We start from the raw sequence: 14,415 nt of genomic DNA on the forward strand, positions 1-14,415 counted from the left end.
TACGCCACCGGAGTCCACACCCTCACCCCGAGGTTCGGACCCCACCGCGACGACAGACGGCCACGCCGCGCCCGAAAAGCCTGAATCACTCAGGCACACACAGAGTTCCAGAGACGCTCCGACTCAGCGCATCTGCATCGGCCTGACTCTGTGGAGTGCGTGGGGCTCTGCTAGAGGTTGTCATGACCGATGAACAGAAGCCGAAAACCCGTGCTCGCAAGAGGGCGATCCGCGCTCGCATGGAGCAGACAGGTGAGCCCTTCAGTGTTGCGGCCCGGCACGTAGCCGCCAAGCACGATCGGAAGACCGCGGAGCGGTCCGCTGCCGAGAGCCCGGCCCAGCGCGGACGTGCCCGTGACGACCACTCGGTTTCGCAGGAAGCCGAGGTCAACAACGCTCTGGCTCCCGCCAAGCACGCTGGGCGACATGACGTGAGCAACGCCTACCGACCACACGTCGGCGTCGAGGAGGCTCACCGTGTGCAACTCACTGTCGAAGAAGCACGCAGCGTGCTTCGTGCCGCTGAGCGCGAGTCGCCGTGCACGCATGCCCTCATCTCGGTGCTCCTCACCGGAGGGCTACGCCTCCAGGAAGCCCACACCGCCCGTGCCGAGCACCTGGGCGTCGCCCCGGCCGCATCGAGGGTCTGGTCCTTCTGAACCAGGCTGGTCGGCAAGCCCTGCCCGCTCAGGGCTGCACCCTCGTGTACCCGCGAGGCCGGCGGTACCGCGCCGGCCCCGAGCTGTCTGCCGGTTGGGTCTCTACGCCCGCGATGTGAGTGACGGTTACTCAGTCGCTATTCACAGACCCTAAACGTCCCGGTCTTGGCCATCAATCGCGTAGCCGGCCCTGTAGGGTGCCAGAAGTCCGCACGGGCTCTGATCAGGTATTTTGTGTCTCCGGTTGATCATGGCAAGCTCGGATCGCATGGCGTTGCGCATGCTCTACCTGGTCTTCCACCGACTCCTCGGGCTGCTTCTGCTGCTGTCGTGTTCGGAGGCGGTCAAGGAGGCCGAGCTGCTCGCGCTGCGCCATGAGGTCGCGGTGCTGCGCCGGCAGTTCGGCACGCGGCCGCGCCTGACGTGGCCGGAGCGTGCGGTGCTCGCCGCCCTGGCCCGACACCTGCCGGCCCGACTGCGCCGCCACCGCCTGGTCACCCCCGCCACCCTGCTGGCCTGGCACCGTCGCCTGCTGCGCTGGAAGTGGAAACAAAGACCCCCGCGCACCGGCCGCCCACCGATCCCCGAGCACCTGGCCGCGCTCATCCCGCCTGACCGACGACAACCCCAGCTGGGGCTACTCGAGAATCCAGGGCGAGGTGCGCCGCCTCGGCCACCGGGTCGGCGCCTCCACCATCCTCCCCCAGCCTTCGGCCGGGAGGTGCCCCCAGGATCCTGCGCCGGGCCGGCCTCGATCCCGCACCGCGCCGCGGCGGCGCCCTGGCTGGTGATCGTGACAGTACGGCTGTGGCTCCAGGTCGGCTTCTACATGATCCATTTCCTGGCCGGCTTCCAGCGCATCGACCCCGTGCTGTACGAGGCGGCCGCCGTAGACGGGGCACGGCCCGGCTGGCAGGTACTGCGGCACATCACGCTGCCGCAACTGCGCGCCACCTCGATCACGGTGGGACTGCTCCTGGTCATCAACGCCTTCCAGGCCTTCGACGAGTTCTACAACCTCCTGTCGAACGCCCGCGGCTACCCGCCCTACGCCCGCCCGCCGCTGGTGTACCTCGACGACACCGCCCTCGGACAGGGGCAGAACTTCGGGCTGGGCAGCGCGGGAGCGGTGATCCTCGTGCTGATCATCGCCGTGGTGACAGTGGGACAGTCCTGGTGGTTCCGGCTCGGCAAGAGGGGGGAGTCACCATGGACAACGCCCAAGTACGGGTCGGGCGGGCCCTGCGGCTCGCCCTGCTGATCGCACTGGCCCTGCTTTTCCCTGGTTGATCGCGAAGCTGCGGATCGCCATGTTTTCCGGTCCGAGTTTTGCCGGTGCGGACCTTGGTGGAGGTGCCCCCGGGCGGAGCCTGGGGGCACCTCGCGGAAGACGGTGTCCCGCGCGAAATGGAGCCGGTTTTCATTCATCCACTGTGACCGCACGATCTTCGCGATCCGCTCGGGCCTCGATCATTCACGTGCGCGCGCCGGCGTGAGGGGCTCGGTGGGGGTGTGTCCGGGGAGACGATCAGGTGCAGCTGCCGAAGTCTGGGTCTGGGGAGCCGGTGCAGGAGCGCGGCCAGGAAAGCGCGGTCCGCCGTGGTGACGCGTGGCCTGTCGATCTGCCGCTGCAGGACCGCCCGCTGGTGGCGCAGCATCACACAATCGATCAGGCTGACATGCCTGTCCGGCGACCCTCAGCCGTTCGCGGGAACCTGCACGTCACGGGCCATGGATGGGATTTTCGGCACCGTCGCTGACCGAGATGCCGTCCTGCCTGGCCAAGAGGAACATCCACGTCGAAGTGACCGAGCAGCCCGCCAACCGTTACTGGACCTTCCAGTGGGTGGAGACTGCGATCTCCGCCGCCCTCGCCGCGCTGCTGGCCGGCGTGGGTTTCTGGCGGATCCGCGGCCGGCTCGCCTGACGGTGCAGCCGCCGCGGACCCGCCCGCGGTAGGCGCCGCCCGGCCGACGGCAACCCGGTGTCCATCCCGGTCTCCGGCGCGGTCCACGTCGTCCTGCGGCTGAACGTCACCGCCGGCACCGGATGGCCGGCCGGCCAGGTCTCGGAGTTCCAGGTCTTCGACGGCAGCCCGCCGCGGGCGGACGAACGCGCCGGAACGGGCATCCCGTTCCGGCGCGTCGCGTGGTGCGGTCGGTCAGGAGCCGCCGGGGACGGACGCCGGCGGGACCGGGGCCGCGATCGGCGGGGTGACGCGCATCTCGGTCTGGCCGGCGTACTGGAGGGAGGCCAGGACGTACCAGGCGCCGGTGACCGGTTCCACCATGGTGGAGACGATCGGCTTCTGGGTGACGTTGGAGGTCGCCTCGCCGGGCGGCATGTAACCGGTGGCGGTGCGGGAGGTGTACCAGGTCAGGCGGTTAAGGGCGTCGGTCTTGTCGCCGAGGTAGAGCTGGTCGAGGGCGACGTACATCGACATCTGCGGCCAGGACGGCTCGGCGCTCAGGGCCTCGTTGCCGGCCGGGCTGTACTGCGAGGTGTAGTAGAACGTGTCGCCGACGTAGCGGGCGATGCCGTAGGTGTCCTGGGTCAGCGTCGCGGTGATCTTGGCGATGTGCGACTCGGCGTAGGCGCTGCTCACCGGGACGACGCCGAGGACGATCAGCATGTCGGAGGAGGAGTCGACCGGGTCGACGCGGGCGGTGTTGTCGGTGTTGACCGCGCGGTCGAAGTAGCCGCCGCCGGCCGAGTTCCACAGGCCGGCCGGGCTGGCCTCGGAGTCACGGTAGACGGCGGACTGGATGGTGGCGGCGGCCGAGGCCCAGCCGCTCTCCAGCGAGGAGTTGTTCTCGGCGACGGCGAGCTGCTCGGCGGCGTACAGGCCGCCGACGTAGGTGGCCTGGGTGAACGCGTTGTACTCGACGTTCTCCTCCCAGATGGAGTTGTCCGCCGGGCCGAAGCCGTTCGAGCCGATGCCGTTCTTGATGAAGTTGGCGGCCTTCTGCACGGCCGGCCACATGGCGCTCAGGAACGAGGAGTCGCTGGTGGCGGCGTAGTGGCGGGCGACGCCGTCGATGAACAGGCCGACCGAGTCGTCCTCGGGTTCGACGAAGCTGACGTGCGCGCCGGTCCACTCGTCGTAGGTGGTGCCGAACGATCCGTCGGAGTTCTGGATGGAGGCGAGCCAGCGGAAGTACTTGTCGGCCTCCGCGTGGTGGCCGGCCGCGTCGATGGCCAGGGCGGTGACGGCCGAGTCGCGGACCCAGGTCTTGTAGCCGTAGGCGATCGGGTTGGTGGAGGCCGGCCAGGTGCCCAGCGCCGGGTTCTGGGTCTGCTTCATGGCGATCAGCGCCCGGTCGTACGCGGTTGACAGCCCGGAGTCGGTGAAGGTCGACGTGGTGCGCTTGCCGGCGTTGAGCCAGTTGGTGTACGCGGTGGTGGTCTGGTTCTGCCAGTAGGTGTCGGCCTGCGCACGAGCGGTGTCGGCGTCAGCGAGCACGGCCGAAGCGGAGGAGTCGATGGCCAGGTAGAACGAGGTGGACACCGAGGAGTTGGCAGGGACGGTGACCTTCTTCGACAGGCCCACCGAGACGTCGGCGGCGGACACCGAGTTGTTGTCTGGCAGGTTGCCGGAGGCGTCGAAGGCGTACCAGGGCGCGACAGTCGCGCTGGAGGTGCTGGAGTCGGAGTCGTCGCCGACCTGGTGGCTGGTCGGCGCGCCGAACGAGCCGAGGACCAGGTGGTACTGGCCGGAGGCCGACATGTCGACGACGTCGGCGTTGCGGGTGGAGTCCCAGGTCGCCGAGACCTGCTTGCCGCTGCTGGCTCCGGTGTTGTTGACGTGCAGCTGGTCGAGGATGTTCTCGGTGACCGCCGTGGACGTGGTGTTGTTCAGGCGGTAGGTGACGACCATGAAGTGCTGGTCGGGCACCTCGGCGTAGTCGCGGCCGATGGTCACCGGCATCGCGGTGCCGTTGTAGGCGCCGTAGTCCGAGCGCAGGATGCCGCCGGAGTCGAGGTAGCCGGTCGCGGAGGAGAACTGGTGCACCTGGTCGTACTTGACCCCGTGCGTCTCGTCGCGGAAGAAGCCGGTGTAGTCGTTGATCTGGTTGGTGTCCGAGGCGGACGACGCGGTGCCGCCCGGCGAGAAGTGCAGCTCGGCCAGCCGCGGCCCGTACCGGGTGTTGGTGTCGGTCTGGGCCAGCTGCGACGCCATCCAGATGCCGGTGGTGTCGCTCCAGTTGTTCATGTAGAGCGAGCGGGCCGTCTCGGTCGTGGGCTGCGTGGTGGTGGCCGCCGCGGCGGGCGCGGCGTTCACCGCCGCCGCGCCGACCGCACCGGTCACGGCCATCGCGCCGGCCGTGGCCAAGCCGATCAGTCGTATCCGAAGTCTCTTCATGCGTGAGCCTCTCACGTCAGCCACACCGTCGGGGGGACCACCGGGGGCGTCAGTGGGCGTGACCGACCTCGGGGCGGCAAGAGTGTCGTGCAAGTTAATTGCGCCCGTCAAGCAACAAACCCGGTTTGATACCGACACGTTGGCGAACAGCCCGGGCAGATTACGGCCAGGCAACGGAAAACTGTCGGGGAGTTTTTTCCTTGACACACGTAATTCACCTGCACGAGACTCGCCACGGTCCCGACGGGCCACGGGCGGCGGCGCCCGGGTCGGCGAACGGAGGCACGGATGAACATCTCACGACGCGCCCTGCTCACGGGAGCGGGCGCCGCGGCGCTCGGCGGCATGACCGCGATGGCGCGGCAGCACGGCGCGACGGAGGTGCCGCTGCGGGTGGCACAGGCGGCGGCCGCATCGATCAGCCCTACCAGCCGCAACAGCGTCTACACCCGATCCGGCGCCGGTCCGCTGTACTGGTCGGCGTACAGCTGGGACTACGCCAACAACGCCACGCTGCCGGAGTCGGTCTGGAAGTCCAACGTCGACTGGGCGGCCTCGACCTTCAAGTCCTCCGGCTACACGATGGTGTGCACCGACGGCTGGGTCGACTACACGCAGAACACCAACGCCAACGGCTACATCCTCAGCTACAGCGACTCCTGGGCCGGCGACTGGAGCTACTGGTCGACCTACTGCTCCTCCAAGGGCCTCAAGCTCGGCGTCTACTACAACCCGCTGTGGGTGAGCGCGGCCGCGGTGGCCGACTCCACCAAGACGGTCACCGGCATGTCCGGCGTGACCGTCGGCTCGATCGTCGACAGCGGCGACTACCTCAACTCCAACGGCGAGCTGTACTGGGTCGACGTCACCAAGAACGGCGCCAAGCAGTTCATCCAGGGCTACGTCAACTACTTTAAGAACATGGGCGTCAGCTACCTGCGCACCGACTTCTGGGCCTGGTACGAGGCGGGGACCACCGACGGCCAGACCCGCATCGTCGCGCACGGCCCGGCCAACTACGCGACAGCGCTGGAGTGGATAGCCGAGGCGGCCGGCGACACGATGGAAGTCAGCGTCGTCATGCCGAACATGTACAACAACGGCGCCAACGAGGTGCTGTACGGCGACATGGTCCGGGTCAACAACGATGCGACCACCGGCGGCTGGACCCACCTGAGCGGCGGCCGGCAGACCTGGCAGGACAGCTGGTCGCAGTGGGACAACGCGTTCTGCGGCTTCACCGGCTGGGCGCACCGCTCCGGCCGCGGCCAGCTGATCCTCGACGGCGACTTCCTGATGATGAACACCTTCGCTTCGGACGCCGAACGGCAGACCGCCATCAACCTGTTCACCGTGGCCGGCTCGCCGATCGCCATCTCGGACCGGGTGGACAACATCGGGTCCAACGCGTCGTTCTACACCAACAGCGACGTGCTGAGCCTGCACAACCAGGGCCTGACCGGCAAGCCGTACTTCAACAACGGCAACCTGTACTCGGTGGACGGCACCGCGCGCGACACCGAGCGCTGGATGGGCCAACTGCCGGACGGTTCGTGGGCGGTCGCGCTGTTCAACCGCAACGACACCAGCACGGTGACGAAGTCGGTCAACTTCAATACCGACCTGGGCATCGTGGGCTCGGCCGACGTCAAGGACATGTGGTCGCACACCGACCTGGGGTCGATGACGTCGTTCTCCGCGAGCCTGGCGCCGCACGCCTCACGGCTGGTGCACGTGGTGCCGGCCGAGACGACCAAGCGGTACCAGGCAGCGTTCGCGGCCTGGGGCGGCGGCGCGAACTTCAACAACAACCACACCGGCTACTCGGCGATGGGCTTCGTCGACAAGCTGGAGTCGGCCGAGGCCGGCGCCAACGTCACTTTCGCGGTGCAGGCCACCACGGCCGGGTCACACACCGTCAACTACCGTTACGGCAACGGCAACGGCGCGGCCGGCACCGTGACGGTCGAGGTCGAGGGCGCCGCCCGCAACGTGATCGGCGCGCCGCAGACCGTCTCCTTCCCGGCCACCGCCGACTGGAACACCTGGGCCACCGTCTCCGGCACGCTGACGCTGGCCGCCGGTCTCAACCTGATCACGATCGCCCGCACCGCTTCGGACGCCGGGGCGATCAACCTCAACTACATCGAAGTGAGCTGACCCGCGTGAGGCATTTGGAGGCGGCCCGTTGAACGACAAGGAGCGGCACCCCGCCGCGCCGCGTCCCGCCGTGGCCGATCTGATCGGAGAACGTACCCGGGCGGAGATCTTCGCCCTGGTGCTGACCTCCGGGCCGGTCTCGCGCACCGCGCTGGCCGACCGGCTCGGGCTATCGCCGTCCACCGTGACGCGGCTGCTCGCACCGCTGGTGGAGGCCCGTCACCTGCGGGAGACCACCTCGAAGGCGACCGGCCCCGGGCGGCCGCGCCGGCTGCTGCACGTCAACACCGAACGGCACGTGGTGGTCGGGATCAAGATTGCCCCGACCCACGTGGCAGCGGTGCTCACCGACATGGCCGCCCAGGTGCTGGCCCGGGCGGAACGGGCCATCCCGGACAGCTCACCGGCGACGGCGCTGGCCGCGTCGGCCGGGCTGGCCGAGGAACTGCTGCGCAACGTGCCGGGCACCTCCGCAGGGGTACTCGGGGTGGGAGTAGGGGTCAGCGGACATGTGGACTCCTCCGCCGGGGTCTGCCGCTACTCGGCGCTGCTGGACTGGCACAAGGTGGACGTCGCCGGACCGCTGTCGGCGGCCACCGGACTGCCGGTGGTGGTCAACAACGACGTCAACACCCTGGTGGTGGCGGAACGCTGGTTCGGCCAGGGCCGGGACGTCGACTCCTTCGCGGTGGTCACCATCGGGTCGGGGATCGGCTGCGGCCTGCTGCTGGACGGCTCGCTGTTCGCCGGTGCCAGCGGCATGGCCGGCGAGCTGGGCCACCTGCCGATGGACCCGGACGGGCCCCGGTGCAGCTGCGGCCGGCGCGGCTGCCTGGAGGCGCTGGCCTGCTCGGACGCGATACTGGCCCGGATGCGGCGGGCCGGGGTGACCGGGGTGGAGTCGATCGACGCCGCGGCCACCCTGGCCCGCGGTCCCGACTCACCGCCCGCGCTGGCCGCCCGGGCCGCGTTCGCCGCCGCCGGGGACGCGCTCGGCCGGGGGCTGGCCGGGCTGTGCAACCTGCTCAACCTGGAGAAGATCATCGTGGCGGGTGAAGGCGCCGCCGCCCACGACCTGTTCGGCCCGGCGATGACCAACGCCCTGGAACGGCACGCTTTCTCCGAGGCCGCCCGGGACTGCGCCGTCCAGATCGACCCGGTAACTGACGACCTGTGGGCCCGCGGCGCGGCGTCCTTGGTCATCAAGGAGACGGTAAGCGCTCCGCTCTCGTAAGATCCGCCACCAATATGTGACTGGCCCTCAACCGGAATTCCGGTGCGGGGGACTAGCCTCAGGCTCCCCCCACAGCGATCCTGTCCGTTCGAAAATTCCTCCGCACAAGGAACTCTCATGCGTATACGCACCGCCGTCCGCTCGAACAAGGCGATGGCCGTCGTCGGGGCCGCGGCCCTGATGCTGGCCGCCAGCGCCTGCTCGTCCAGCAGCAGCGACAAGACCCCGTCCGCCTCCGGACCGGCCAAGGGCACCATCGTCTGGTACGCCAACCAGTTCGGGCCGACGAACACCGACGTCCGCAAGACCCTGATCGCCGCGTTCGAGAAGGCGAACCCGGGCATCACGGTGAAGCTGGAGCAGGCGCCGAGCGACTCGGACACCTTCCGCTCCACCCTGACCACCCAGATCTCCGGTGGCTCCAGCAGCTTCGACGTCTACAACGGTGACGTGGTCTGGCCCGCGCAGTTCGGCAGCAAGAACCTGGCCCTGCCGCTGAACAAGTACTTCCCGGCCTCGTACTGGAAGACCTTCTCCCCCGGCCTGGTCTCCTCACTGACCTACCAGGGCAAGATCATGGCCGCGCCGCTGTTCACGGACAACGCCTTCCTGTTCTACCGCAAGGACCTGCTGGCCAAGGCCCACCTGCCGGTGCCCACCACGTGGGAGCAGCTCCAGTCCGAGGCGCAGACCCTCCAGAACAAGAAGCTCGTCAAGTACGGCTTCGCCGCGCAGTTCGACTCCTACGAGGGTCTGACCGCCGACTTCACCGAGTTGGAGGCGGACGCCGGCGGCGCCACCCTCAACAGCGGCAGCACCAAGTCGACCATCAACTCGGCGGCGGCGCTCAAGGCACTGACCTTCATGCGCGGCCTGGTCAGCAGCGGGGTGGCCCCGTCGGCCATCACCACCTTCCAGGAGCAGCAGTCGGAGAGCCTGTTCACCTCCGGCCAGGTGGCGTTCCTGCGCAACTGGACCTACGCCTACGCCGACTCCAACTCCAGCGCCTCGAAGATCACCGGCAAAGTGGGCATCGTTAACCTGCCGACGTTCAGCGGCAACTCCGGTTCGGGCTACTCCACCACGGGTGGCTGGAACATGTACGTCAACCCGCACAGCAAGCACATCGCCGCGGACGTGGCGTTCGTGAAGTGGATGACCGGCGACGCCGCCCAGAAGATCATGGGCATCCAGGGCGGTGAGCTGCCGGTCAACGCCGCCACGCTCGCCAGCCCGGACGTGCAGAAGGCCAACCCGGCCTACCCGGTCGCCGCGCACAACAAGCTGGCGGCCCGTCCGTCCACCGCGGCCGAGTACTCCGCGGTCTCCAGCGCCATCTACAGCAACGTCAACGCCGCCATCTCGGGATCTGCCTCCCCGAAGGACGCGCTCGGCAACGCCGACAAGGCCATCACCACCGCTCTCGGCAGCAATGGCCTGTAAGGCCCCCGGTGGCCGGGCCCTCATGCTCGACCGGGGCGCGGGGGCCCGGTGCACAGTCGAACAATGACGTTCAACAGCACGTGAAGAGGCAGGATCGTGTCAGCGGATCAGGCAATACATCCACCGGACCTTGAAAAGACGCCCAAGTCTGCGGGGCGTTCGCGATCGGGCACCAGATCGCAGTTGGAGCGCAGCTCGGCCCGCCTCGGCTGGGGGTTCGCGACTCCAGCGCTGGTCGTGGTCGCGGCCGTGACGATCTTCCCGATCGTCTTCTCCCTGATCATGAGCTTCAGCAACGTGAACGTGACGGGCGACGGTTTCAGCCTGTCCGGCTTCACCGGCCACAACTTCTCCATCGTCTTCAGCAGCGACCTGTGGCAGCACGCGATCGTCTTCACGACGCTGTACACGATCACCACCGTTATCGTGGAGATCGTGCTCGGCACCGCGATCGCCCTGGTCCTGGAGCGGCTGACCGCCAGCCGCGGCTGGATGATGGCGCTGCTGCTGCTGCCGTGGGCGATCATCACCGTCATCTCGGCGCAGCTGTGGTCCTACGTCTACAACGGCGTGTACGGCGTGCTGACCGCGATCATCTCGCCGCTGAACGGCGGCCACGACATCAACGTGCTGGGCAGTTCGTTCTCGGCCACCGCCGCGATGGCGGTCGCCGACATCTGGAAGACCACGCCGTTCGTCGCGATCATCACGCTGGCCGGCCTGGTCATGCTGCCCGGCGACATCGTCGAGGCGGCCCGGATCGACGGTGCCAGCGCGTGGACGATCTTCTGGCGGGTGCGCCTGCCGCTGCTGCGCCCGACGCTGTCGATCGCGGTGCTCTTCCGCATCCTCCAGGCGTTCGGCCTGTTCGACCTGCCGTACGTGCTGACCGGCGGCGGTCCCGGTGACTCCACGGAGTCGCTGGCACTGCTGGGCTGGAAAGTCATGTTCAACGACCTGAAGTTCGGTGCCGGCGCCGCGGTCGCGGCAAGCACGGCGGGCATCGTCCTGATCGCCTGCCTGGTGTTCCTCAAGGTCTTCCGTTCGCAGGTCGGATCCGAGGAGACCGCATGAGCACCGTGACCGCCTCCTCGCGCACCCGCCGCCGACCCGACGCGAGCCGGGTCATCACCCTCGTCGCCGCGCTGCTGGTGGCGCTGTTCGTCGCACTGCCGCTGTACTGGATGGTCGCGGCGTCGTTCAAAAACACCCGGGACGTGGCAGCCAGCCCGCCGCAGTACTTCCCGACGCACCCGACGACGTCGAACTACGGCAGTGCGTTCCACCAGTACAACTTCGGGCGCTACATTGAGAATTCGGCCATCGTGTCGATCATCGCCACCCTGCTGGTGCTGGGTCTGGGCATCTTCGCGTCCTACGCGCTGGCCCGGCTGCCGGTGCGCGGCAAGTCCGGCGTGATGATGGCACTGCTGATGATCTCACTGTTCCCGACGGTCGCGCTGGCGGCGCCGCTGTACCTGCTGATGCGCGACATCGGCTGGCTCAACAGCTACCAGGGCCTGATCCTGGCGTACACGGCGTTGAACCTGCCGTTCGCCATCTGGATCCTGCGCAACTACTTCCTCGCCATCCCCAAGGAGATGGAGGAGGTGGCGTGGATGGACGGCACGTCACCGTTCCGCACGGTGATCAGCATCATCCTGCCGCAGGCCAAGCCGGGTATCTTCACCGCGGGCATCTTCGCGTTCGTCGCGTGCTGGACCGAGTTCCTGATCGCGCTGACCCTGAACAACGACGACGCGCACCGGACGATCCCGGTGGGCATCGCGCTGTTCGGCGGCCAGTACACCACCCCGTACGGCACGATCTTCGCCGCCTCGGCGGTGGCGATGCTGCCGATCGCGATCCTGGTGCTGGCCTTCCGCAAGGCCGTCGTGTCCGGTCTGACCGCCGGCGCCGTCAAGGGCTGACGATCACTCGTCGTCCTACCGCGCCCACCCCCGGACCTCCCCGCGAGGGAAGCCCGGGGGCGGACGTACGTTTCCCCAGGGGGGACGGGACGGTCCCCCCGCACACCTCTCACGCGCGAACGCCTGCCGGTGCCGCGCACCCGTACTGGAGAAGATCTCTGCCGATGACCTCCCGACGTTCCACCTCCGGCTGGCTCGCCGACGCCGTCCTCTACCAGATCTACCCGCAGAGCTTCGCCGACTCCAACGGCGACGGCATCGGTGACCTGCGCGGCGCGACGGAACGGCTGGACTACCTGTCCTGGCTCGGCGTGGACACCGTTTGGTTCAGCCCGCTGTTCGCCTCGCCGTTCGGCGACGCCGGCTACGACGTCATGGACTACCTGACCATCGCACCGCGGTACGGCACCAACGAGGACGCCTTCGCGCTGGTCGAGGCGGCCCATGGGCGCGGCATCCGAGTCATGCTGGACCTGGTGCCCGGTCACACCTCGCACCGGCACCCGTGGTTCCAGGAATCGGCGCACAACCCAGCCGACCACCGCTACATCTGGTCGGACCGGGTGGGGGCGCCGGTGCGCGACTGGATCCCCAACCAAGGCGCACGCGGCGGCTATTACCTGGCGAACTTCTATCCGATCCAGCCGGCCCTCAACTTCGGCTACGCGCGGATGAACGAGGCGGAGCCGTGGCGGCAGCCGGTGGACGCCGAGGCGCCGAAGGCCAATCGGGAGGCGCTGCGGGAGATCATGGGGTACTGGTTCGGCCACGGGGTCAGCGGTTTCCGGGTGGACATGGCGGCCTCGCTGGTCAAGGACGATCCGGGGCTGGTGGAGACCGCGAAGCTGTGGGGCGGGATGCGGAACTGGATCGACGCGAAGCACCCGGAGTGCGTACTGCTGTCGGAGTGGGGCGACCCGAAGACGTCGGTGCCGGCCGGTATCCACGCGGACTACTTCCTGCACTTCGTCGGGCGCGGCATGCGGTCGCTGTGGGACAACTCCACCGGCAGCCGCGGCGACTGGTGGACCGACCAGCCGTGCTACTTCGACCCGGAGGGCCGCGGCTCGATGGCGGAGTTCCTGTCGGCATGGACCGAGGCGGACCGGGCGATCGACGGTTCCGGTTTCGTGGCGCTGCCCACCGCCAACCACGACTTCTCCCGGCTGACCTGCGGGCCGCGCACCCGGGACATGGTGGCCCCCGGCTTCGCCTTCCAGCTGACCTGGCCGACGCTGCCGGTGATCTACTACGGCGACGAGATCGGCATGCGGTACGTGCCGGGGCTGCCGGACAAGGAGGGCAGCCTGCACGACGGCGAGGCCCGGCAGGGTTCGCGCACCCCGATGCAGTGGGACGGTTCGGCCAACGCCGGCTTCTCCACCGCGCCGGCCGACCGGCTCTACCTGCCGGTGGACCCGGACCCGGCGCGGCCGACGGTGGCCGGCGCGCAGGCCGACCCGTCGTCGCTGCTGCACCAGGTGCGGGAGCTGATCGCGCTGCGCAAGGCGACCCCGGCGCTGGGCACCGGTGCCTCCGTCGAGGTGCTGACCGACGGCTACCCGTTCGGCTACATACGCGGCGGCAGCTACCTGGTGATCGTCAACGGGCGCCGTGAGCCGGGCGGGGTGGACGTCAACCACCTCACCGGGGCGTTCCGCCCGCTGGTCGCGCACGGGGTCACCGTCCGTGACGGCGAGGCGGTGGCAGAGGGCTTCGGCTACGGGATCTTCGAGCTGTAGGAGCTGTTCCAGTTGGGTGCCTCCGGTGGCCCACGCGAGTCACCGGAGACACGGATCGCGGGAATTCACCAAGCCCGGCCGTTTACTTGTCATGCATGACTCAAATCCGCCGGGATGAGCTGTTCTGCGCATGCCATATTCGACGTCCCAATCCTTCGACTCCCCAACGCGGCCCTGTGCGACTCTGTCGCCCGATTCGGCCGACCTGCCGAAACTGGGTCGCCCTGTCACCCCGTGTCACCGCCGCACTCCAGCACCAGGCCCTTGCAGCAGGCCAGCCCCTGGACCCGGCCGGCCGTGCAGACGACGTTTCTGCCGCCCCGATGGTCGGCCGTTGCGGCCCCAGCGGGTGCTGGACCGCTTCCGCCACCTGTCCGAAGAGGCAGGCGTGCCGCGTATCACGGTGCACGAGCTGCGGCACCTCGCCGCCACCCTCACGATCACCGTCGGCGTCCCGCTGACCGTGGTCTCCAAGATGCTGCGGCACTCCACGCTGTCACGACCGCGAACATTTACGGGCACCTGACCCGCCAGGCCGCCCGGGAGGCCGTCGACACCATTGACACGGTGCTCACCGCGGCACATCGCGCCGACACCCGACCGAACGGAGCTCGCGGACGGGGGCTGCGACCACACCGTGACCACCCGCCGCAGTGGCCTCGCAGGCCGGCACCCGTCGACTCCCGCCGGGCAAACGGCGGTTACCCCGGAAGCCACCCAATGCTGGATCGGTATGCGATCACCATGCGTCCACCAGCCCTGCGGAAACACCAGAGGCCGTTCTCGTTTCTGCTGAGAACGGCCTCTGGCCTGTGTTAACACCGTCGGGACGACAGGATTTGAACCTGCGACCCCTTGCCCCCCAGCGGGGGCGAGCGGCGTG

General features: G+C 68.6%; 11 protein-coding genes. 10 read left to right on the top strand and 1 reads right to left on the bottom strand.

What is annotated here, in order from left to right; genetic code table 11:
* Positions 1-182 precede the first annotated feature (182 nt).
* The 3 genes from FCI23_RS40055 to FCI23_RS40070 all read left to right on the top strand — a co-directional run bounded on the left by FCI23_RS40055 (position 183) and on the right by FCI23_RS40070 (position 2,586).
* Positions 183-659: a hypothetical protein gene (locus tag FCI23_RS40055; protein ID WP_136729070.1), complete on the top strand. Its 477-nt coding sequence runs from the start codon at positions 183-185 to the stop codon at positions 657-659.
* A 268-nt stretch (positions 660-927) separates the two neighbouring features.
* Positions 928-1,920: a carbohydrate ABC transporter permease gene (locus FCI23_RS60840; protein WP_246144528.1), complete on the top strand. Its 993-nt coding sequence runs from the start codon at positions 928-930 to the stop codon at positions 1,918-1,920.
* A gap of 474 nt (positions 1,921-2,394) precedes the next feature.
* A complete protein-coding gene (locus FCI23_RS40070) occupies positions 2,395-2,586 on the top strand; it encodes a hypothetical protein (RefSeq protein ID WP_136729071.1) in 192 nt (63 codons plus the stop codon).
* Between the two features lie 234 nt (positions 2,587-2,820).
* Here FCI23_RS40070 and FCI23_RS40075 read toward each other — a convergent pair whose 3' ends face one another.
* Complete coding sequence (locus FCI23_RS40075) at positions 2,821-5,022, bottom strand: glycoside hydrolase family 15 protein (protein ID WP_136729072.1); 2,202 nt, start codon at positions 5,020-5,022, stop codon at positions 2,821-2,823.
* Between the two features lie 288 nt (positions 5,023-5,310).
* Between FCI23_RS40075 and FCI23_RS40080 the strand changes: the two genes are divergently transcribed.
* The 7 genes from FCI23_RS40080 to FCI23_RS57160 all read left to right on the top strand — a co-directional run bounded on the left by FCI23_RS40080 (position 5,311) and on the right by FCI23_RS57160 (position 14,058).
* Entirely contained in the window at positions 5,311-7,182 is a 1,872-nt protein-coding gene (locus FCI23_RS40080) for a carbohydrate-binding protein (RefSeq protein ID WP_136729073.1), read from the top strand.
* 28 nt (positions 7,183-7,210) lie between these two features.
* The gene (locus FCI23_RS40085) at positions 7,211-8,416 is read left to right on the top strand and encodes an ROK family transcriptional regulator (RefSeq protein ID WP_136729074.1); all 1,206 of its coding nucleotides are present in this window, start codon (positions 7,211-7,213) and stop codon (positions 8,414-8,416) included.
* A gap of 117 nt (positions 8,417-8,533) precedes the next feature.
* Positions 8,534-9,859 carry an ABC transporter substrate-binding protein gene (locus FCI23_RS40090; protein WP_136729075.1) on the top strand — a complete coding sequence of 442 codons (1,326 nt, stop codon included), beginning with the start codon at positions 8,534-8,536 and terminating at the stop codon, positions 9,857-9,859.
* A gap of 183 nt (positions 9,860-10,042) precedes the next feature.
* Complete coding sequence (locus FCI23_RS40095) at positions 10,043-10,933, top strand: carbohydrate ABC transporter permease (protein ID WP_211265668.1); 891 nt, start codon at positions 10,043-10,045, stop codon at positions 10,931-10,933.
* Positions 10,930-11,790 (top strand): carbohydrate ABC transporter permease, encoded by an 861-nt coding sequence (locus FCI23_RS40100; RefSeq protein WP_136729076.1) that lies wholly within the window; start codon positions 10,930-10,932, stop codon positions 11,788-11,790. Before FCI23_RS40095 ends, FCI23_RS40100 begins: the two co-directional genes overlap by 4 nt.
* 164 nt (positions 11,791-11,954) lie before the next feature.
* Positions 11,955-13,532, top strand: a complete 1,578-nt coding sequence (locus FCI23_RS40105) for an alpha-amylase family glycosyl hydrolase (protein WP_136729077.1) — start codon at positions 11,955-11,957, stop codon at positions 13,530-13,532.
* 334 nt (positions 13,533-13,866) lie between these two features.
* A complete protein-coding gene (locus FCI23_RS57160; protein ID WP_169317155.1) occupies positions 13,867-14,058 on the top strand; it encodes a tyrosine-type recombinase/integrase in 192 nt (63 codons plus the stop codon).
* Positions 14,059-14,415: the final 357 nt, after the last annotated feature.

The organism is Actinacidiphila oryziradicis (genome assembly GCF_005047355.1).
In the GTDB taxonomy this organism is placed as follows: Bacteria; Actinomycetota; Actinomycetes; order Streptomycetales; family Streptomycetaceae; genus Actinacidiphila; species Actinacidiphila oryziradicis.

What these genes read in the sequence shown, in the direction of transcription:
- FCI23_RS40100 (WP_136729076.1), top strand. Translation starts at nt 10,930, where the DNA reads ATGAGCACCGTGACCGCCTCCTCGCGCACCCGCCGCCGACCCGACGCG.
- FCI23_RS40075 (WP_136729072.1), bottom strand. Translation starts at nt 5,022, where the DNA reads ATGAAGAGACTTCGGATACGACTGATCGGCTTGGCCACGGCCGGCGCG.
- FCI23_RS40055 (WP_136729070.1), top strand. Translation starts at nt 183, where the DNA reads ATGACCGATGAACAGAAGCCGAAAACCCGTGCTCGCAAGAGGGCGATC.
- FCI23_RS40090 (WP_136729075.1), top strand. Translation starts at nt 8,534, where the DNA reads ATGCGTATACGCACCGCCGTCCGCTCGAACAAGGCGATGGCCGTCGTC.
- FCI23_RS60840 (WP_246144528.1), top strand. Translation starts at nt 928, where the DNA reads ATGGCGTTGCGCATGCTCTACCTGGTCTTCCACCGACTCCTCGGGCTG.
- FCI23_RS40105 (WP_136729077.1), top strand. Translation starts at nt 11,955, where the DNA reads ATGACCTCCCGACGTTCCACCTCCGGCTGGCTCGCCGACGCCGTCCTC.
- FCI23_RS40080 (WP_136729073.1), top strand. Translation starts at nt 5,311, where the DNA reads ATGAACATCTCACGACGCGCCCTGCTCACGGGAGCGGGCGCCGCGGCG.
- FCI23_RS40070 (WP_136729071.1), top strand. Translation starts at nt 2,395, where the DNA reads ATGGGATTTTCGGCACCGTCGCTGACCGAGATGCCGTCCTGCCTGGCC.